A 20,858-nucleotide genomic window follows, 5' to 3' on the forward strand; every position below is an offset into this window, starting at 1 on the left:
CCGATTTCTCCTTTCAATGAACACCATATGTACAGGTCAATCGTTCTATTTTTTCATCTAAGTCTGAAACATTTAACTCTGCTTAATCGTCTAATATTATGAGGCTTGAAGGCGCCTGGACAGGTTCCCCCCGCAGGGCCTTCTAAGCTGGTTTTATACTTTCAGGAACTTTCTGACTGACATCAAGCTTCCCCATACACCAATGAGTGCACCCATCAGGATAATAAGTCCGGAAATCTGATAGACAAACGGACTAAATTCCAGCAGCTTGACAAAGTGTCCTTCAAGCTTTGGCGCCAAATAATCATAGGCATAATAGTAGGCTGTTGAAACAAGTGCAATCGGAATAATGGATCCAAGCAATCCAAGCCATAAACCTTCCAGGAAGAATGGCCATCTGATGAAGGCGTTGGTCGCTCCTACCAATCTCATAATCTCGATTTCTTTTCTTCGTGACATGATCGTAATTTTAATCGTATTGGAAATCAGGAACATGGCAGTAAATAATAGGCCGATAATCAGCACAAGGCCAACGTTTCTGCCGGCATTGATAAAGTTGAATAGCTTTTCAACCTGCCCCTGCCCATATTTTACTTTTGCCGCATATTCCATTTTTTCAATCTGCTTAGCGGCTTTCATTGTGTCTGTCGGGTTTTTCGTCTTTACGATAAATACATCGTTCAGCGGATTATCCTGTTCGAACAGTTTGAAGGCTTCTCCTTCTTCACCAAGGCTGTCTATTAAACTATCAAGCTCTTTTTCCTTAGTTGAATATTCAACTGTTTTGATTTCGGGTATTCCTTCGATTTTTTGCCGTAAAACTTCCTGATCCTGCTCATTTGCAGCAACATCGATGTGAACGCGGATTTCCACGTCCTCTTCAATGGTAGTAGCCACCTTGTTGAGATTCATCATAATGACGAAAAATACGCCAACTAAAATGAGTGTTACTGTCACAGCACTTGCCGAAGCAAACGTCATCCAGCCGTTTCGCCCGAGGCTCTTGAAGCTTTCGCGGAAGTGCCGGCCCAATGTTCTAGCTTTCATAGCCGTAATCACCTCTTTGCTCGTCACGCACAATCCTTCCGCCTTCTATGGCAATAACGCGGTGCTTAATCGTGTTAACAATTTCTTTATTATGAGTTGCCATGACCACAGTCGTTCCTCTCGTGTTGATTTCATCGAAAATGTTCATGATTTCCCATGAAGTATCCGGGTCAAGGTTTCCTGTAGGCTCGTCCGCTATCACGACCTTTGGAGAATTTACGATGGATCTGGCGATGGAAACACGCTGCTGCTCCCCGCCTGATAATTCGGTCGGAAGCATCCTAGCCTTATGCTTTAAACCTACAAGGTCCAAAGTTTCCATGACTTGTTTTTTAATATTCTTCGGATGCTCTTCAATAACCTCAAGAGCAAAAGCTACATTCTCATAGACAGTTAGTGTCTGAAGAAGCTTAAAGTCCTGGAAAACGACACCGATTTTACGGCGCATAAGCGGCACCTTTGCATTTTTTAATGTAGCCAGATTCACTCCGTCAATGGTTATCGTTCCGCTCGAAGGCTTTTCTTCCCGGTACATCATTTTGATAAAAGTGGATTTACCGGCCCCACTCGGTCCTACTACATAAACAAACTCACCTTGTTTAATATGGACATCAATCCCGCTGGCAGCTGTAACGCCATTGGGGTATCTCTTATATACGTCTTTCATATCGATCATATATATCACCTAGCATCTAGTGTGTATTAAGAATTAAAAAACAGACGGCCTTTTTCGCTAAAAAACGACATCCTTTCGACACAGAGGATGACAAAATACTTGTAAATACTGCCTATTTAGCCATCTAAAATTCTCACACAACCCATTATAACATCATAAGTTGTCAAAATAACGGAAAAAATTATTACAGTTTCTTTTCAATCCCTTAACTATTGTTACTTTTTTCCTGAGTTTCATTAATATTCTAGGGTTTTTAGTCACTTAATCTGCGGATTTTTCCTTCTTTTTGCATATTGCATTCACTCGATATTTGTCATAAATTGTCTTGCCTCAGCACAATCTGTTTTAAAAAATAGCCTCGCATATATTGTTGTTTTTTCACCTTAATGCAGTCCGTTGATTTGCGCTCCAGGATGCCCGCTTTCCGCGGGGCGGGCGCTGAGCCTCCTCGGCACTTCTCGCCTGGGGTCTCATCTGTCCCGCTGCTCCCTGGAGTCTCGCACCTTCCGCTCCAATCAACTCAGCGGTTATTAAACAAATAGCAGAATACCTTACGAAAACAGAAAAAATAAAAACGTCCTGCCGAACAGAACGTTTTCATTTAATCCTATTATTTCTTGCCTGCTAGCCAGGATGCTACAGCAGAAGCTTCTTCTCCCTGAAGCAAGCCTTTAGGCATAGCTCCTTTACCGTTAGCAATTGTGTTTTCAATATCTTCCTGCGATAGGCTGGCACCAATTTTATCTAGTGCAGGCCCTACACCGCCTTCAAGGTTTGCACCGTGGCAGCTTGAACATTTCTGTTCATAAAGCTTTTGTGCGTCACCAGCGTCAGCAGTATCAGTCGTTGTTTCACCGCCGCCGTTTGTAGCAGTGTCCTTGTCTTCAGCAGCATCGTCTCCGCCGCCGCAGGCTGCAAGAACTAAAGATGTACCCATCAGTAATGCCAGTAGCTTCTTTTTCACCTATAATTCCCCCTCAGGAAAAAATACTAAGTACAGCTATATTATACCAACACTATGCTCGTTTGAAACCCTCGCCCAACACCTCGGAAGCATCCGTAACAATGATAAATGCAGTAGGATCAATGGTTTGAACCAGTTGTTTCAATTTTGTGAACTCCGTCTGGTCCACCACACACATAAGAACTGGACGTTCATGGTCGGTATAACCACCGTATGCTGATAGTTTTGTCACACCGCGGTCAATTTTATTCAAAATTCCTTCACGAACTTCACTTTGTTTTTCAGTAATGATTAAAGCCATCTTTGTCCGGCTGAATCCAAGCTGAATAAGATCGATTGTTTTGCTTGTCACATATAAGGCAATTAAGGCATACAGCCCCTGCTCTATGTCAAAAATAATCGCAGCCGACAGTACGATTAATCCATCGATTATCGCTACACAAGTTCCAAGAGACAAACCTGTATACTTGTTAATAATCTGTGCTGCAAGGTCTGTCCCTCCTGTTGATGCTTTACCCCGGAAAACAATACCTAAACCCAGGCCAACGCCAATTCCGCCAAACAGAGAAGCCAGCAGCGGATCTGATGTCCATGGCTCATAATCTTTTGTAAGAAAAACAACAAACGGCAGAAATATTGTCCCAGCCAGAGTTTTCGCCCCAAATTGTTTGCCGAGCAAAAGCACACCTGCAATAAAAAGCGGTATATTAAATGCCCACTGTACATATGCCGGCTCCCAGCCAGCAACCGCATCCAGGATCGTACTGATTCCGCTTACTCCTCCTGACGCAATTCGGTTGGGAAGCAAAAACATATTAAACGCGATAGCCACAATTCCAGAACCTATTAAAACATATAAGTACTCCAGCAATCTCTCCGCTTTTGTACTATAAGTATATCCTCTTCTATTCTTGCCCATTTCTTCTCCCTCCGGTGTCCCGATCTATGCAGAATTAAGTTCATATTCCATTTTTACCGTCAGTGAGTATAGCATGGAGTCTGGAGCATGTAAATGCCATTAAACTGCCGTATTAAAGGACTGTTGTCCCTCGCCTCTGCTTTTCATTATATTGTGATAAAAACAGTCAATTTATCATGCGGATTATATGTGTGAAATGTTTATGAACATTGTCCCAGAATGCTCCGGGGGTACATTATCTTCAGCATGAAATTCAGTGGCATGTGATATAATGTCGAAAAGGAGGTGAGAAAAATGGAGAAGATTCTTAATGAAATTTTAAGTACACTGAAAGAACATTCCAAGAGGTTTGATGAAATTGATGAGAAGTTCGTTTCGATTGATAAGAGATTCGATTCGATTGATCAGAGGTTTGATTCGATTGATCATGAATTTGCTGATGTTAAACACAGGCTCGGGAATGTTGAGAACAGGATTGAAAAAGTTGATAGCAGACTTGGGAATGTTGAAAATAGCGTTGAAAGACTTTCTGAACAGATTGAGAACAATGCCACCGAATTCAGAAGCCATTTTAAGCATATTGAAACGAAGTTAGATCAGCATGAAGAGACTTTCCATGTTATTTCGGATGCTTTGAGGGGTACAAAAATTGATATTGAACACCTTAGTAAAAAAAGCGGAGTCCACGAAACAGAAATTAACCAGCTCAAAAAGCGTATCCACTCCTAGAGCAATCCCCATTCACCGGCTAGCTCAGTTAAAATTCCATTAATAAAAAACAAGCCTATGCCGGTTATATGCCAGCATAGGCTATTTTACGTATTAATCCTGAGGCAAAATCAATTTTGAGCGCAAATATGCATTAATAAACAAATCCAGATCACCGTCCATAACTCCCTGGACGTTACCGACTTCCGTGTTGGTGCGGTGGTCTTTTACCATGGAATATGGATGGAAGACATAGGAGCGGATCTGGCTTCCCCACCCGATGTCTTTTTGTTCACCTCGGATTTCGGCCAATTCTGCTTCCTGCTCTTCGATTTTCTTTTGGTAGAGCTTAGCTTGCAGCATTTTCATGGCACGTTCGCGGTTTTTGATCTGGGAACGCTCTGTCTGGCACGTTACCACGACATTTGTCGGCAAGTGGGTGATACGGACAGCAGAGTCAGTCGTGTTGATATGCTGACCGCCGGCGCCGCTTGCACGGTATGTGTCGATTTTCAGATCTTCTGTACGGATGTCGATTTCAATTTCATCATTGAATTCCGGCATCACTTCACAGGATACGAATGATGTATGACGGCGGCCCGAAGAGTCGAATGGAGAAATCCTTACTAGACGGTGCACGCCTTTTTCAGCCTTCAAGTAGCCGTATGCGTTATGGCCCTTAATGCTAAGGGTAACACTCTTGATACCCGCTTCATCTCCAGGCAGGTAATCAAGTGTTTCAACCTTGAAGCCTTTCTTTTCCGCCCAGCGTGTATACATACGAAGCAGCATGCTGCCCCAGTCCTGTGACTCGGTTCCGCCTGCACCCGGATGCAGTTCAAGAATGGCATTGTTCTTATCATATTCTTCGCTTAAAAGAAGCTGCAGTTCGAAATCGTTCAGGCGCTTCACTAAGTCCTTGAGCTCTTCCTCAAGCTCGGCCTGCAATTCTGCGTCGCTCTCTTCTTTTACTAGCTCATAAGTTAATTCCAGATTCTCAAACGTTTCGTATAAGTTGTGGAATTCAACTACCTGATCTTTCAGTGAGTTTGATTCGCTGATAACAACCTGTGCCGCCTGCTGGTCATCCCAAAATCCAGGCTGCAGCATGACATCATCAAGCTCAGCTATGCGCGCCTCTTTGTTTTCTAAGTCAAAGAGACCCCCTAAAGTCCGCTAAAATCTTAGCTGTTTTTTCAAGTTCATTGCGAATATCTGCTAATTCCATTATGGTCACCTCGTAAATTATTTTCCTGTTATTGTGTGGTTATTTGTAAAAACATATTTCCTATTGAGATTTTTACAACTTATCCCAAAGAGAGAAGCCGGCAAAGCTGTTGCCGGCTCGGGTGTTTATTTCTCTGCACCACAGCAGTTTTTATATTTCTTGCCGCTGCCGCAGATGCATGGGTCGTTTCTTCCAACGTCCATCTGCTTGACGACAGGTTTCTTCTTAACCTTTTCACCGTCTTCTTTCGGGTTGACGGCCTGTCCCTTGGCCACTTCCTGGCGCTCGAGGTTGTTGCGGATTTCGGCCTTCATGATGTACTTCGCAACATCTTCTTCGATGGAAGCGATCATGTTTTCAAACATCGCAAAGCCTTCTCCCTGGTACTCGCGGAGCGGATCTGTCTGGCCATACGCACGCAGGTGGATTCCCTGGCGAAGCTGATCCATTGCGTCAATGTGATCCATCCATTTGGAGTCAACCGCACGAAGCACGATGACTTTTTCAAATTCACGCATTTGCTCAGGGCTAAGCATTTCCTCTTTTTCATTGTAGCGTTCTTTAACCTTGGCAAAAATGGTTTCGGCGATTTCCTCCGTATCCTTGCCGCGGATATCATTTACGGTTAGGTCACCTTCATTTAGAAGGTTTCCATTCACATAGTCAATGATGCCCTGCAGGTTCCAGTTTTCCTCGTCTTCATGTCCAGGTGCATACCCTTCCACATTACGCTGAATGCTGGTCATGATCATCTTTTCAACGATCTCTCTCAAGTTCTCAGACTCCAGAACTTCATTACGCTGACCATAAAGAATCTCACGCTGCTGACGGAGAACATCGTCGTAAGAAAGAAGCTGCTTACGTGCATCAAAGTTATTGCCTTCAACGCGCTTCTGCGCAGATTCAACAGCTCTTGAAACCATTTTACTTTGGATTGGCTGAGTGTCATCCATTCCAAGGCGCTCCATCATCGATTTCATATTGTCAGAACCGAAACGGCGCATTAATTCATCTTCCATGGAAAGATAGAATTGCGTGACACCCGGGTCTCCCTGACGTCCGGAACGTCCGCGGAGCTGGTTATCGATACGTCTGCTTTCATGACGCTCTGTACCAACAACGCATAAGCCGCCAAGCTCCTTTACGCCTTCCCCAAGCTTGATATCCGTACCGCGTCCAGCCATGTTAGTGGCAATTGTCACAGCACCCTGCTTACCGGCATCCAAGATGATTTCCGCTTCACGGCCATGATTTTTCGCGTTTAGAACGTTATGCGGAACGCCTTTTTTGCTCAGGTATTTAGAGATAATTTCAGATGTTTCGATAGCAACAGTACCGACAAGCACAGGCTGTCCTTTTTGGTGGCGATCAGCAATATCTTCTACAACTGCACGGAATTTACCATCCATTGTTGCATAAATTAAATCCGGACGGTCATCACGGGCGATCGGACGGTTTGTCGGAATCACAACAACGTTCATATTGTAGATGTTTCGGAATTCTTCTTCTTCCGTTTTCGCCGTACCGGTCATACCGGCAAGCTTTTCGTACATACGGAAATAGTTCTGGAATGTGATCGTTGCAAGTGTCATGCTTTCGTTCTGGATTTCCAGGCCTTCCTTAGCTTCGATAGCCTGGTGAAGTCCATCGCTGTAGCGGCGGCCCTTCATCAGACGCCCAGTAAATTGGTCAACGATTACAATCTCATCGTCCTGAACGACATAATCTACATCAAGGTGCATACTGGAATGTGCTTTTAATGCCTGTGTAATATGGTGGTTAAGTGCAACATGCGAGATGTCGAAAAGGTTATCGATCCCAAAAGCCTTTTCTGCTTTTGTCATCCCCTCTTCTGTCAGCTGCACACCTTTTGTCTTTTCATCATATGTGAAGTCTTCATCTTTTTTCAGGCGGCTGACAAAGGCATTGGCCTGAATATAAAGCTGAGTGGACTTTTGAGCAGATCCGGAAATGATCAGCGGTGTACGTGCTTCGTCAATGAGGATGGAGTCCACTTCATCAATTACGGCATAGTGCAGCGGGCGCTGAACCTTCTGCTCTTTGTAGAGAACCATGTTATCGCGAAGGTAATCGAACCCAAGCTCGTTGTTTGTGCTGTATGTGATATCAGCAGCATATGCCGCCTGTTTTTCTTCTTTCGAAAGCCCATTTAAGTTTAAGCCGACAGACAGGCCAAGGAATTCGTAAAGCTGGCCCATTTCAGTGGCGTCACGGCTCGCAAGGTATTCGTTGACTGTAACTACGTGGACACCTTTGCCTGTAAGGGCATTGAGATACACTGGCATGGTTGCAGTCAGGGTTTTACCTTCTCCGGTTTTCATCTCTGAAATATTTCCGTCATGAAGGGAAATACCCCCCATTAACTGAACCGGATAAGGATATAAGCCAAGAACGCGCTTTGCTGCTTCGCGGACAACCGCAAAAGCTTCAGTCAGCATATCATCGACGGTTTCGCCCTTTTGGTAGCGGGCTTTGAATTCTTCCGTTTTCTCGCGCAGCTGCTGGTCCGATAATTTTTCCATATCAGATGCAAGTACTTCAATTTGTTCTGCCATTTTGGTGAGACGTTTTATTTCGCGTTTATTTTGATCAAACACTTTATTTAAAATCCCAAGCATAAAAACGCTCCTTTATGTTGGATATGACAGCACAAGTGCCTTGTTGATAGCTCAAGGCGCAGGAACTATGCATATCTAATTTCAAAGTCTATTTAAGCATAGGTAGTTAAAGATTCGCTTCTTTTCGGCGGAATCCTCCCATGAAAATTCACATTATTTCTTATTTATATTACCACTTTGGGAGGGGGGTGACAACTTATGCCACATGCGAGCTATTCCAGATCTTTAATTTGCTGATAGTCTGGTTTCGGTAAATATACTCTACCTTTTTTTGAACCGGAAGTCGGCAGTTTACTTGCTGAGAGAAGTTTTTTTGCTATATCTCCTGAAGAAATGTGAAAAAAACTGCAGATTTGTCCATTATTCAATGGAGAATCATTGTTTAGGAGGAATAAGTCCATAAGGGCTGGAATGTGAGCATTCTTATCTTTGGTTTGGCAATTAGTGCAAAACCATGTTCCATAATGGCGTTTCATTGGATAAAAAGAGCAAACTTTGCAGATAACCCCTGTTTGTATATCAGATTTTGAGATTTCATAATGTTTTAGGATATCAAAATTTTTTTGGGTATGTTCTTTTAGAAGAGAGCGGGAGATTTTCTTCATATCTTTTGGAGATAGGACTTCTTTTTTATGGGCGGACTTTATTTTCTCAATACTTTTCAGAAGGAATTGAACATGAAGAACTCTTTGGAGCATTTTCGCGTGGCCTGGAGCGGTTTTAAGAATGGTAGAGGGTTTGCTGATGATGATGAAAAACTCAATCGGGATATTGATATTGCATTTCAATAGCCATTTTTTCATTTCAGAACATTGTACTCTGGCTTGCTCTATCGGATTTGGATAGCCTTTGACTTCACCCTTGCTATTTGTTTGGATTAGTTGATTGAAGTCAGGATCGAAATATAAGGTTCCGCCATAGTTTTTCACTTCTAAAATTAATGCAAATGCTGAATTTAAGATAAGCGTGTCAATCTGGAAAAAATGTTTTCCGCTTGAGAGACGAAGATCATGGAAGATTAAGAACTCTTTTTCCGGCAGTTTGCTTAAGTGGAAGTCAATTGCCTGCTCACCTTTATAACCTGCTAATCTCCTGGTTTGATCTGATTCGATAACTAACCGCTTTGGATGATTTTTCGCAATTCTCTTCAGCAATGCGTGATTTTTTTGTATTCGGATGGGTATAAATCGTTCTTTTTCAATCAAAAGCAGCACCCCTTTTTAAATTTAAAGATAGAATTCGTTTGCGGATGCAAATTTTCCTGCTTTCTTGATTCATTTTCATTGTCGAAAAGATATATCAGTCACTTTGCCAGGTTTATCGGTCAAAATTTTAATTTATCGGTTACTTTCTTGATATATCGGTCAGTTTTCCGTTTTATCGGTCAGTTTTACAATATATCGGTTAGTCCGCGCCAGATCGACATTCACGCAAAATAAAAATAGAGAGCAAAAATGCTCTCCGTTTTATGAATTCGACGATTCAATCAGTTCACTAATGGTTTTCTCAACTGCGTCATAAATTTCACCATAATAAGTAGAGACACGGTTCGCATTGATGCCGTATATCTCTCCGAATTCCTTCTGAGTGAGATTTTCCTTTGTTGGCGCTATTGTGCTCACAAGGTATCGGAGACCCGCAACATAGTTATCAGGCTTTTTGACCTGTTTGCCGGTTTTCGTCAGATACTCCATCCAGAGTGAGATCCCCATGCCGATCAGCCATGGTTCTTCCCCAGCTTTGATCATGTCGACACGGAACATATCCGCAACCAGCTCTGCACCCTTGCTTGGCCAATCGAAATTATCAATAGTTGGCACTGCTAATGATTTGGGTGTGTCATTCATGAGGTCAACAAAGTATTCAGCCAGGTATTCTTCAGGATCATCGTATTTTGCATCTTCGAAGGAATACTGAATATAGTCTGAAAACTGCGCAGCATTTTCTCCTGGCAGATCGAAAATGGCCGGAAACGCTACATACTCTTCCCCATAAGGAAGAAGCATGGCAAAGGCAAAGTTTCCTTCATTAACCTCCATATTACCAAATAGGGAGATATGGTAAACCTTCCCGGTCAGGCAATCTTTAATGGCTGCTTTATCTTCAGTCACTTCGGTCAGTATTCCAGCTGCCGCTTTGCTGTCTTCCCACGATTTTAAAATGTTTTTTAAGCGCGGACGAGCAACGGCCGGTAATTTCGCATGAATGAACTCATCCATAATGGAGTCCATATCTTCCAGCGTTCCAAAAAGAATGTACCAAAAAGAGTGCACAAATTCATAGAACTCTTTTTCCTCTGGTTCAATGTCTTCAAGGATATCCAGAAGATCCATGAAATCTTCTTTCATGTCATCTGCAAAATGAGTAAGCGCATAGGCCCTTACTTCCTTTTGAAGCTCAAGAACTTCGTGATTTAAAACATCCTTAATTGAAACAGCATCTTTGCTGCCGCAGCACTTTTTATATTTTTTTCCGCTCCCGCATGGGCACGGTTCGTTTCTGCTTACTTTTACTGTTGACATCTTATAAATCTCTCCTACCAAATTCGTTTAACTCTATTATCCTAACATTTATCAGCAGTTTAGGCATTAATCAAGCGGATTTTAACATTGGGCAGGTTAAGGAAGCTGAAATTGCGTGCTTTTTTGAATTGGGTTAGCTGATTTCGGTCACTTCATCAGTTTTATCGGTCAGTTCGCGTACTATCAGCTTCCTGCGGTCTCATAGAAAAAAAAAACGGATAGCCCAATCCCCTCTCCGTTTTTTTCGTTTATTTAACCTAAAACAAGCCCCCCGTAAACGAGCGCTCCTGCGATAACATAAGCCGGATGAACTTTAAGCCTTTCCATTAGGAAAAAGCTAAGCAGTCCGATGAAAAGTGTCTGCCATATTCCGACGCCTTCATAAGCTGAGAAAAAGAAATCATACGTCATGATGCCAAGCAATACGGCGATGACTGGGCGGATATAGGTAGTCATCCGCTTGACGCGCGGTGATTCCTTATACTTCATAAGAAATCCGAGCAGTGTAATCATCAGTATCAGTGATGGAGCTACGGTTGCAAATACCCCCACGATTGCTCCGAGGATTCCTCCCTGTTCATAGCCAATATAGCCGGCCATTTTCGTTGCAATCGGGCCGGGCAGCGCATTGCCCATTGCCAGCATTTCACTGAATTCGTTTGTTGTGAGCCATCCATAATGATCGACCACTTCATTCTCAACTAACGGAATGGATGCTGGTCCCCCGCCGTATCCAAGAATCCCCGGAATGAAGAATGCCAAGAATATCTGAGCGTAGATCATGCGAGATTCCTCTCCTTTTTCGCTTCGTTTTTTTCAGATTTATCCTTTTTCAGGAGAGCGGCTGCCAGCAAAACAAAAATGATGATAGCCGGATGGATATTCACAAATTCCAGAAGTACCAGGCTTGCCGCAACAAAAAGCAATGTCCAGCCCCAGCCGAGTGATGATTTCGTAGACTTTTTAACGAAGTCCCAAGTCAATGTTGCCAGCATCACTGCCACAACTGGAATAACTGCCTGGGTCATGCCTGTTACCCAAGGCTGGTCTTTAAATGTATTTAACGCTGTAAGAAGAATAATCATAATAACAATAGTTGGAACCATCGTTGCCACTAACGCATTAACCATGCCCAGAATGCCGCCAACACGATAGCCGATATAGCCGGCCATTTTTGTTGCAATCGGGCCAGGGAGTGCGTTGCCCAGCGCAAGAACATCACCGAATTCATCCGTATCCATCCATTTATATTTATCAACAACTTCTTTATGGACAAGCGGAATGGATGACGGGCCGCCTCCATATCCCAGAATGCCCACTCGGAAAAAAGCCATAAAGATGTCAGCCTGCTTCATGATGCCATCACCTCTTTTCAATTTAAACGTACTCCACTCTGGCAAAAGCAGGTGAAGGAGCGGCCATTTTTTCCGCTCCTCAGTACCTTTTATATGGTTATTTTACTCTTATATGCGTGCTGCTTCCTCATTTTTTATTACCAGGCGGCGATTGATCCGTCTGTGCGTGCTTCCGTTCCGCCCATAAGCACGCCTGTTTTTGGGTCTCGCCAGATAATCTGACCGCGGCCGAATCCGCCGGTATCAACAGTTACCTCGATTTGATGGCCTTTGCGCACCAAAGCCTGGGCAATATGATTAGGGAAGTGCGGCTCCACCTGGACCTTTTTTCCTTCAATCCATTGCCATCTTGGCGCATCAAGGGCTGCCTGCGGATTCAAATGGAAATCCACTGTATTCATGACCACTTGCATATGCCCCTGCGGCTGCATATAGCCTCCCATCACACCGAACGGTCCAACTGCTTTGCCGTCTTTTGTCAGGAATCCTGGGATAATTGTGTGGTATGTTTTCTTGCCGGGCTTCAGTGCATTATGGTGCTCCGGATCAAGAGAGAAGTCGTGCCCGCGATTCTGAAGGGCAATTCCTGTTCCAGGAACGACGAGACCAGATCCAAAGCCCATATAGTTGCTTTGGATGAAGGAAACCATATTGCCTTCGCTGTCGGCTGTCGCCAGATAAACAGTACCTCCGCGCGGCAGCTGGTAAGGCTCAGGTGTCAGAGCTTCGCCCGCAATCTCGCTGCGGCGGGATTCGCCGTACTCCTCCGAGAGCAATTCTTCAACTGTCACTCTCATTTCCGCAGGATCCGTAATAAATGCCTTGCCATCAGTAAAAGCTAACTTCATCGCTTCAATTTGTTTGTGATATGTATCCACCGTGTCTTTATCGCGGAATTCAAAGCCTTTTGCGATATTTAAGCCTAAAAGAGCGACTAGACCCTGGCCATTCGGCGGGATTTCCCAGACATCATATCCGCGGTAATGAACTTTGATGGGGTCAACCCATTCCGCCTTGTAATCTGCGAGGTCTTCTTTGGATAGAAATGCATTGTATTTTTTTGAAAAAGCATCGATTTTTTCAGCAATTTCCCCGCGGTAAAAGCTTTCGCCGTCTGTTTCGCCAATTCCTCTTAAAGTGGCAGCATGCCCTTCAGAGCGCCAGATCTCGCCAATTTCAGGAGCCTTTCCATCCGGAGCAAAGGTTTCAAACCAATGCTGGAATTCGTCATCCGCCAGACTCTGCTTAAACTTTTTATAAGCATACTGCCAGTACTTGCCGAGTATCGGTGTTAAAGGATATCCTTTTTCAGCGTAATCAATTGCGGGCTGAAGGACATCTTTTAACGGAAGTCTGCCGAAACGTTTGGAAAGCTCAGCCCACGCAGATGGAGCACCAGGCACCGTAACCGGCATCCAGCCGTGCGTTGGCATTTTTTCGATGCCTCTTTCCTTTAATGCTTCTATGGAAATGGACTTGGGAGCAGGGCCGCTTGCATTCAATCCATGCAGTTCCCCTTTCGTCCAGACGAGTGCAAATGCATCGCCGCCGATTCCGTTTGATGTTGGTTCAACCACGGTAAGAGCAGCTGCTGTGGCAATCGCTGCATCAATGGCATTCCCGCCTTTTTTCATCATATCTAATCCAGCCTGTGCTGCAAGCGGCTGGGAAGTAGCCACCATGCCGTTATTCGCCATGACGGTCGTTCTCTGTGATGTGTATGGGTGGTTGTGGAAATCAATGTTCATGAAGTTCACCTCTGTAGTAAAGTGTTAAAATAGTTAATTCTGATTATAACAAATTATTTAAAAATTATGTTAGTGTTTATTTCGGAAAACTAAATGAATGCAAAAATGAATCTTATTGACAAAATCCGAAACATACCATATGATTTACCTATAAATTGAATAGTTTCTCCTAAAGGGGAGTAGCTTTTACAGCAGAGTCGTCATTACGGAGCAAATGCTCTCGGCTTTGTTGGCAATCTAAACAATTGTTAGCAAGACCTTTACCAAATTCGGTAGAGGTTTTTATTTATGGGCCTTTACCACCGCGGTAAAGGCCCTTTTTGTATACAGGCCCGCACCGCCACACGTTTTACTTTATAAAATGGAGGAATAGGTAGAAGGAAAATTACTTGAAACTTTATCATAATTAGCACGTAAAGAAGGAAACAGCAAAACTATGGTGTGAGCGAGCAGCTCCCCCCTATAAAAATTAGAGGAGAGATTTTTGTTGATTTTACGAAAATATATGTCAATGCTTGGAATTGGTTCTGCGAAAATTGATCTGCAGCTGCCAAAGCTTCAATATACGCCGGGAGAAAATGTGAGCGGAATCTTCCTGATTGAAGGAGGAACGATTGATCAGCAGATTAAGCGGATTGAGTGTGACCTGGTCATGGCGTCGCCTGACGAAGAAAAGGAGGAAGTGATCGGAACATCGACCATTCTGTCCACTAAAGTCATTGAATCAGAAGAGACCAACAAAATGGACTTTAACTTCCAATTGCCTGAAGACATTCCCTGCTCTGCACCTGACCGGATTTTTCAATTTAAAACAAGGCTGATTTTTAACGAAGGCGTCAAAAGCGCCGACCTGGATAAAATCACGATTATCCGATAACCAATCCTAAGGAGGAAGAAACGAGTGTAACTATCCCCTCTTAACCTATAAAAATTTTAATAAGAGGAGATTCATACCTAATTGAACACTTTGCAAAAGTGGCTAATTCTATTTACTTTTTGAAGCATACTTGAAACAAGCTATCTATCAGCTGCCACACTTGAGGTGAAAAATCCGCCGCGTATTCAGGTGTCAGCTCCCATTCAACGAATGAACTAGAAAAAGGTGAACTAAATGAAGTTTCTCAAACGCATCAAATTTGTATTAAAATTTTGGAAGTTCCTGCCCTTCCTGAGGGATTACTTTCTCTCACGGGAAGTATCAGCCGGCAAAAAGCTGTTCCCTGTTGCGGCCGGATTTCTTTATATCCTTCTGCCGCTCGACCTTGTGCCAGACTTCCTGTCGATCTTCGGATTTACGGATGATATTGTGATTACATCGTTTGTCCTTCAGCAGATGGTGAAGATGGCTCCGGAGTCATTGAAGGAAAAGTATAAGGTGCTGGAGGAATGAATGGATGACTGCTGCTGCCCGGACTGCGCTTAAGATTGAGAAACCTATTAAAAATTCAAAAACAGTTTGTTTAAAATAAATTCAGTCGAAACCCCCGTCCGCTAAATCGAACGGGGGTTTCTGGTTCATGTCGGCCACCCTGCTTCCAGAGCTTTTCCTGTTTCTGAAAGGGTCCTTAATGCGGCTCCAAATATAGAATTTTTGCTTCAAAATAGAGAACTTGAATGAATTTTTTTGTATTGATTCGAGTTGGGGAGTGTGATGGTTTTGAATCATGCTTTAAATCTGTCATCTTTTGCCTGACACTTGTAAAATCAAAGAATTTGGACGCGTAGCTTTCAAACTTCAGGTTTGAAAAATCGGTAAGACCAAGTGAAGCCAAATGATTCAAGGAGTGGTAAATCGCTCTGCGCACCCGTTGTTCAGATGCTTTGATCTCTTTTTTTAATTCCTGCTCTGTCAGTGATGCGCCTAGTTTTTGTTTTGCAAGATTCAGAAAGATCTCTTTAAGGGGTGGAAATCCTTTTTCAAGCATATGATCCTGTTCATATTGATCTAAAAAATCAAGCATATCCAGTAAATCTTTACTCCCGTTTTCACCCGCTATTCCCAGTTCGGACAAAAGAAACTGACCGGAAACTCTTATATTTTTTTTGTTATGCGGCAGGTCATGCTGCTCCTGAACCTGATCGAAAGACAACACATTATGCAGTGATTTTTGAATATCTTGAATCGATCTTTCTAATCGTATACGTTCAATCACCTTCCTGATGACTGTAATGACCTCAATCCTGTTGATCGGTTTTGTTATATAGTATTCAATGCCCAGTGCATAGGCTTCACCTATTAATTCTTTTGATTCCACTTGTGAAATCATGATCATTTTCCCCTTGAATGTCGGCTTAATTTGACGTATCGTCTCGATTCCGTCCCGAATCGGCATTAACAAATCAATTAATAAAATATCGACGTTTTTCAATGACAGCATCGGCCCATTCAGCAATGACCCGTCTTCAGCTTCCCCGGCTACCTCGCCAAGATCCTCATCTTCAATGATTTGGGAGAGTATTGATCGAACTGCTTCATCATCGTCTGTTATATAAAAAAGCATCACAATCACCCTTTATCAACTAATTGAATAACTGGTAAGCGGATAATAAAAATCAGCCCTCTTCCTCCTGGCCCTTCATGGAAGGTGATGTCCCCATCAAGCTGTTCGACAATTTCCTTTACATAGGAGAGCCCAATCCCCGTTGATGGGTTGCCGGCATGATCATATTTGGTTGTAAATCCTGGCTTGAATAATAAAGATTTATGCTTAGGTGAAATTCCTGGGCCATCATCGCTAATCCAGAATTCAACCGAATGACCATGCCTGCCGATACCAATAGCGATCCTTCCCTTATTTTCAATCGCTTCCGCCGCGTTTGCGACGACATTATTGATAATCGATAGGACGGTGAAAACATGGTAATGAGGATGCGCCTGTTTAACCGTTTTCACGAAAAGAATTTCTTTTCCTAATAAATCAGCATATTTCTCATTTGCCCGCACGATGATATTCACCAGTTCATGCACGTCCATATAATCGGCGATGCTTTTATCCGAAATGAGTTTTGAAAGGCCAGAAAAAATACGCTGGTTATCTTTTTTCACTTCATGTACTTCACCAGCGATTTCCAAAGCTTTTTGGCGATATTCCCCAACCGGGACAGAAACCTGTTTATCAATCCAGTGGTTTAAACTTTTGTATAAATCATATGATTTTTTCGTGATATTCTCAGTATTTTTCAGTGTCTTTTTTAAATAGACCGATTCCTCATAGAGATTGGATATGAGCATCAGCATTTGTTCATTCTGCTTCCGGATTTCCCTTTCCCTAGACTGTGCCTCATACAGACTCAGCATATTGAAAAAGCTTATAACAATAAAGCTGTGCGACACCGCGATGACCATAATTCCGTTAAGCGCCGCTGCTGTTATAGTTGTTTCCAATAGATAATATTGCGCGATCAGTTCCGCCAAGTCGGCCAAGACTTCAATTGGAATACCCAGTAATCCGATGATCAGGGGCCGATTGTAAAAACGTCTGATTTTTGCTGCATAAACGAGACAAGAAAAAATGAAATAAAAGAAAAAACTGGCGATATGGGCTTGAAAGGAGGAGATCCAATCAAAATGATCGAGGACAGTCAAGTCTATTAATATACGAAATCCAACAACCGCGGCAGCAGTCAAAAAACCCGGCAGAACCGCTGGCATTTTTCGGAACAGCAATAAAAAAAAGAAGAAAGCAGGTGCTCCAAAGCTGATCCGAAATGTTTGATTAAAAGGATAAAAGTTCAATTCACCTGCCAATGGCACGATCATCACCATGAGGGCCAGCATATATATTTCATTTTTTACAATAAAACGGCTATTCAAAAATCAACACTTCCCCTTTTCGCTGAAAATCAGTATACATTCCCATCGGCATCTATACAATGTTTTTTTGTATGCAATCTATTTAATTTACAAAATTTAAAGAACTTTTTGTCGTTTATGGTCTGATTCTGTAGTTTGGAATATAACATAATCAGAACAAAGGTGGAAGCGTTTCCAAACATTATAAATTATCAGAACACTAAAAAAAATCTGGTTTTCCATAGTTAATGTAAAGCCAGAGCGGCTACGGCCATTCATATACCAGCAAAAAATAGATAGATTTTTACATGTCATAGCTCTTCCACATCCTTTTCATCGGAACAATATGATAGAAAGAGAGGATAAACCTTGATATTCGAAATGATAATGAATAAGGAAACCCAGCCTCCAGGCAGTCTGCAGATGGATGGCCTCAATGAATGGGTCGCTTATTACCGTTCTTTTGCAGCTGAAGGAAAATGTGCAGCCTATATTCCTGCTCTGGCAAAGACCAATCCGTCAGAGTTGGGCATTTGCATCATCGATCCTGATGGAACGGTTATAAAATTAGGAGATTGGAATGTCTTTTTTACATTACAAAGTATCTCAAAAGTAATTAGTTTTATGGCCGCATGCATTGGCCGCAGTATTTCTTATGTATTAGAAAGAGTGGATGTTGAACCGACTGGAGACCCCTTCAACTCGATTATCCGCTTAGAAATGCATAAACCGGGAAAGCCTTTTAATCCCATGATTAATGCTGGAGCCATTACAGTATCCTCCCTTCTGCCCGGAGAATCGCCGCAGTATAAAATAGATTTTTTAATAAAATTACTGGAAAACATGCTGGGAAAACGGCCGGCAATTAATGAAGAAGTGTTTCGATCCGAATGGAAAACGGCTCATCGGAATCGGGCATTAGCCTATTATTTAAAAGAAACGGGCTTTTTAGAATTAGAGGTCGAGGAAGCTTTAGAGGTTTACTTAAAGCAGTGTTCCATCGAGGTCAACACAGAAGACATCGCTATGATCGGGTTAATTCTGGCCCATGACGGCTTCCATCCAATCCGCAAAGAACAACTGATTCCTAAAGAAGTGGCCCGATTAACCAAAAGCTTAATGCTTACGTGCGGAATGTACAATTCTTCAGGCAAATTTGCCGCATTCGTCGGAATACCGGCAAAGAGCGGCGTTTCCGGAGGCATAATGGCACTCGTCCCTCCAAGAAATCGGCAGGAAGTACCGTTTCAGGCTGGATGTGGAATTGGGATTTACGGTCCGGCTATCGATGAATACGGAAATAGTCTGGCAGGCGTCATGTTATTGAGGCATATGGCTAAAAAATGGGATTTAAGCATTTTTTAAAATGGGACATTTAGCAGCAACATATTTTTCTAGAGCTCTTGGGTACGCTTCGCAGTTTGCTGCTTTTTATGGCAATGAAGCAATTTTATATTTGGCATTAGATAGAAAATATTAAAGGAAATAGGTGGATTAAATTTATGAAGGAACTAATCAACTGGCTGACTGCGGACTTTAGCAATTTTCTTTGGAGTTATGTGCTCATTATCATGCTGATCGGTCTCGGGCTTTATTTTACTGTCCGGACGAAGTTTGTCCAATTTCGCATGATCGGTGAAATGTTCCGGCTATTGGGTGAAGGGGCGGTAAAAAAGAAAGGTATCTCATCCTTCCAGGCATTTTGTATCAGCACCGCTTCCCGTGTAGGCACAGGCAATCTCGCAGGTGTGGCCATAGCGATTTCTCTCGGCGGGCCTGGAGCGGTTTTTTGGATGTGGTTAATTGCCCTTATCGGGTCCGCATCCGCCTTTGTTGAATCGACATTAGCCCAAATTTATAAGGTAAAAGATAAAAAAACAGGGACATTCCGCGGCGGTCCGGCTTATTATATGGAAAAAGCTTTGAATGCCCGCTGGATGGGCGTTCTATTTGCAATTATGGTCAGTGTCACATTCGGACTTGCTTTTAACTCCGTTCAAGCAAATACGATTACTAATGCGTTTCATCATGCGTTTGGTTTTGATATGCATTGGACAGGTCTTGGGATTACAGCCTTTACAGCCTTCATCATTTTCGGCGGGATTAAACGTATTGCCAAAGCAGCTGAATGGATGGTACCCCCCATGGCCGGTATGTACATCCTTTTAGCTGCTTACGTAATGGCCAAGAATTTTGGAGAGCTTCCTCAAGTATTCTCCCTTATTTTCCAAAATGCTTTCGGATTAAATGAAGCGGTTGGCGGCGGAGTCGGAGCGGCCATGATGCTGGGAATCAAAAGGGGCCTCTTTTCAAACGAAGCCGGCATGGGAAGTGCCCCGAATGCTGCAGCCACTGCAGATGTAAGCCATCCTGTAAAGCAGGGCCTCATCCAGTCACTTGGCGTATTCGTTGATACACTGGTCATTTGCAGCTGTACAGCATTTATCATTTTATTATCGGGTGTTTATACATCCGCTGAATCTAACGGCATCGTTCTGACTCAATCCGCTTTAAATGCCGAAATCGGGCCATGGGCAGCGATTTTTATCGCCATTCTTATTTTGATGTTCGCATTTAGTTCAATTGTCGGCAATTACTACTATGGTGAATCAAACATTTCATTTATAAAGTCAGGAAAAGTTTGGCTAAACCTATACCGTCTTGCCGTAATTGGGATGGTAGCGTTTGGTTCTCTGGCTTCACTTGACACAGTATGGAGCCTGGCTGATGTCTTTATGGGCATTATGGCTGTAATTAACCTGGTTGCGATAGCTTTGTTGGGGAAAATCGCTTTTGCTGCTTTAAATGATTATCGGAAGCAGAAACAAGCAGGAAAAAATCCAGTGTTTTCTGTTTCCAATATCGAGGGTCTCAAGAATGTGGAATGCTGGGAAGCAGATGAAGAGCCAGCATTAAAAAAGGAAGCATAAGATATTGCTATCAACAACCAAAATGCACTACATAAAAATGGAAACGATTATCTTGAAAGGTGGAAAATTTCCTTGTGGATCATTACGATTCATTCAAAAAACAACATTAAAATGTATGAGTTTAACAATGAAAAAGAAGCAAAAGAAACATTCGAGAAAATCAAAGGGTGTAAATTCCTAACCGAAGTGATTTAATTTGTCAGGTAGGCAGTCCCGGTTTTCCGCTTATTAAAAGAGACTGGTTCAAAAAGGGCGTTGAATGACGACCTTTTTGAGCCAGCTTTTTATTTTTGAGAGCATTTTTCCCTCGTTTTTGAAGAATTATAATT

Annotated in this window: 19 protein-coding genes; 6 read left to right on the forward strand and 13 right to left on the reverse strand. The window is 42.8% G+C overall.

Annotated elements, in window-relative coordinates; genetic code table 11:
- Positions 1 to 153 precede the first annotated feature (153 nt).
- The 4 genes from ftsX to IRB79_RS25575 all read right to left on the reverse strand — a co-directional run bounded on the left by ftsX (position 154) and on the right by IRB79_RS25575 (position 3,606).
- Positions 154 to 1,047, reverse strand: a complete 894-nt coding sequence (gene ftsX, locus IRB79_RS25560) for a permease-like cell division protein FtsX (protein ID WP_243505938.1) — start codon at positions 1,045 to 1,047, stop codon at positions 154 to 156.
- The gene (ftsE, locus tag IRB79_RS25565) at positions 1,037 to 1,723 is read right to left on the reverse strand and encodes a cell division ATP-binding protein FtsE (RefSeq protein ID WP_009331896.1); all 687 of its coding nucleotides are present in this window, start codon (positions 1,721 to 1,723) and stop codon (positions 1,037 to 1,039) included. Before ftsE ends, ftsX begins: the two co-directional genes overlap by 11 nt.
- A gap of 610 nt (positions 1,724 to 2,333) precedes the next feature.
- A complete protein-coding gene (cccB, locus tag IRB79_RS25570; protein WP_019383351.1) occupies positions 2,334 to 2,687 on the reverse strand; it encodes a cytochrome c551 in 354 nt (117 codons plus the stop codon).
- A 52-nt stretch (positions 2,688 to 2,739) separates the two neighbouring features.
- Entirely contained in the window at positions 2,740 to 3,606 is an 867-nt protein-coding gene (locus IRB79_RS25575) for a YitT family protein (RefSeq protein ID WP_243505939.1), read from the reverse strand.
- A gap of 294 nt (positions 3,607 to 3,900) precedes the next feature.
- On the opposite strand from IRB79_RS25575, the gene IRB79_RS25580 reads away from it, so the two are divergent.
- Positions 3,901 to 4,335, forward strand: coding sequence for a hypothetical protein (locus IRB79_RS25580; protein ID WP_243505940.1), 435 nt, complete (start codon positions 3,901 to 3,903; stop codon positions 4,333 to 4,335).
- A gap of 93 nt (positions 4,336 to 4,428) precedes the next feature.
- Here IRB79_RS25580 and prfB read toward each other — a convergent pair.
- The 7 genes from prfB to IRB79_RS25615 form a co-directional block, all read right to left on the reverse strand.
- Positions 4,429 to 5,542 (reverse strand): peptide chain release factor 2 gene (gene prfB, locus IRB79_RS25585; protein ID WP_243505941.1). Its coding sequence is split into 2 segments (ribosomal slippage): positions 4,429 to 5,469 and positions 5,471 to 5,542, totalling 1,113 coding nucleotides; the frame shifts between segments, so codons are not numbered across the junction.
- Positions 5,543 to 5,667: 125 nt separating this feature from the next.
- Positions 5,668 to 8,181: a preprotein translocase subunit SecA gene (gene secA / locus IRB79_RS25590; protein ID WP_243505942.1), complete on the reverse strand. Its 2,514-nt coding sequence runs from the start codon at positions 8,179 to 8,181 to the stop codon at positions 5,668 to 5,670.
- 212 nt (positions 8,182 to 8,393) lie between these two features.
- On the reverse strand, positions 8,394 to 9,386 hold the full coding sequence (locus tag IRB79_RS25595) for a nuclease-related domain-containing protein (protein ID WP_243505943.1): 993 nt from the start codon (positions 9,384 to 9,386) through the stop codon (positions 8,394 to 8,396).
- A gap of 261 nt (positions 9,387 to 9,647) precedes the next feature.
- Complete coding sequence (locus IRB79_RS25600) at positions 9,648 to 10,703, reverse strand: YecA family protein (RefSeq protein ID WP_243505944.1); 1,056 nt, start codon at positions 10,701 to 10,703, stop codon at positions 9,648 to 9,650.
- A 252-nt stretch (positions 10,704 to 10,955) separates the two neighbouring features.
- The gene (locus IRB79_RS25605; protein WP_243505945.1) at positions 10,956 to 11,486 is read right to left on the reverse strand and encodes a chromate transporter; all 531 of its coding nucleotides are present in this window, start codon (positions 11,484 to 11,486) and stop codon (positions 10,956 to 10,958) included.
- Complete coding sequence (locus IRB79_RS25610; RefSeq protein ID WP_243509662.1) at positions 11,483 to 12,058, reverse strand: chromate transporter; 576 nt, start codon at positions 12,056 to 12,058, stop codon at positions 11,483 to 11,485. Before IRB79_RS25610 ends, IRB79_RS25605 begins: the two co-directional genes overlap by 4 nt.
- A 137-nt stretch (positions 12,059 to 12,195) precedes the next feature.
- A complete protein-coding gene (locus IRB79_RS25615) occupies positions 12,196 to 13,806 on the reverse strand; it encodes a gamma-glutamyltransferase family protein (protein WP_243505946.1) in 1,611 nt (536 codons plus the stop codon).
- A 487-nt stretch (positions 13,807 to 14,293) separates the two neighbouring features.
- Between IRB79_RS25615 and IRB79_RS25620 the strand changes: the two genes are divergently transcribed.
- Positions 14,294 to 14,683: a sporulation protein gene (locus tag IRB79_RS25620; RefSeq protein WP_197205092.1), complete on the forward strand. Its 390-nt coding sequence runs from the start codon at positions 14,294 to 14,296 to the stop codon at positions 14,681 to 14,683.
- A gap of 234 nt (positions 14,684 to 14,917) precedes the next feature.
- A complete protein-coding gene (locus IRB79_RS25625; RefSeq protein ID WP_243505947.1) occupies positions 14,918 to 15,196 on the forward strand; it encodes a YkvA family protein in 279 nt (92 codons plus the stop codon).
- A 175-nt stretch (positions 15,197 to 15,371) separates the two neighbouring features.
- Here IRB79_RS25625 and IRB79_RS25630 read toward each other — a convergent pair whose 3' ends face one another.
- Entirely contained in the window at positions 15,372 to 16,307 is a 936-nt protein-coding gene (locus IRB79_RS25630; RefSeq protein ID WP_243505948.1) for a response regulator, read from the reverse strand.
- 5 nt (positions 16,308 to 16,312) lie between these two features.
- Positions 16,313 to 17,566, reverse strand: a complete 1,254-nt coding sequence (locus IRB79_RS25635) for a sensor histidine kinase (RefSeq protein ID WP_279401067.1) — start codon at positions 17,564 to 17,566, stop codon at positions 16,313 to 16,315.
- A 420-nt stretch (positions 17,567 to 17,986) separates the two neighbouring features.
- Here IRB79_RS25635 and IRB79_RS25640 point away from each other — a divergent pair, with 420 nt between their 5' ends.
- The 3 genes from IRB79_RS25640 to IRB79_RS28100 all read left to right on the forward strand — a co-directional run bounded on the left by IRB79_RS25640 (position 17,987) and on the right by IRB79_RS28100 (position 20,724).
- Positions 17,987 to 18,964, forward strand: a complete 978-nt coding sequence (locus IRB79_RS25640; protein ID WP_431833454.1) for a glutaminase — start codon at positions 17,987 to 17,989, stop codon at positions 18,962 to 18,964.
- 137 nt (positions 18,965 to 19,101) lie between these two features.
- Positions 19,102 to 20,529 (forward strand): alanine/glycine:cation symporter family protein, encoded by a 1,428-nt coding sequence (locus IRB79_RS25645; protein ID WP_243505949.1) that lies wholly within the window; start codon positions 19,102 to 19,104, stop codon positions 20,527 to 20,529.
- Positions 20,530 to 20,601: 72 nt separating this feature from the next.
- On the forward strand, positions 20,602 to 20,724 hold the full coding sequence (locus tag IRB79_RS28100; protein ID WP_279401041.1) for a hypothetical protein: 123 nt from the start codon (positions 20,602 to 20,604) through the stop codon (positions 20,722 to 20,724).
- The last annotated feature ends 134 nt before the right edge of the window (positions 20,725 to 20,858 follow it).

Origin of the sequence: Cytobacillus oceanisediminis, assembly GCF_022811925.1 — a bacterium.
GTDB lineage: Bacteria > Bacillota > Bacilli > Bacillales > Cytobacillaceae > Cytobacillus > Cytobacillus oceanisediminis_D.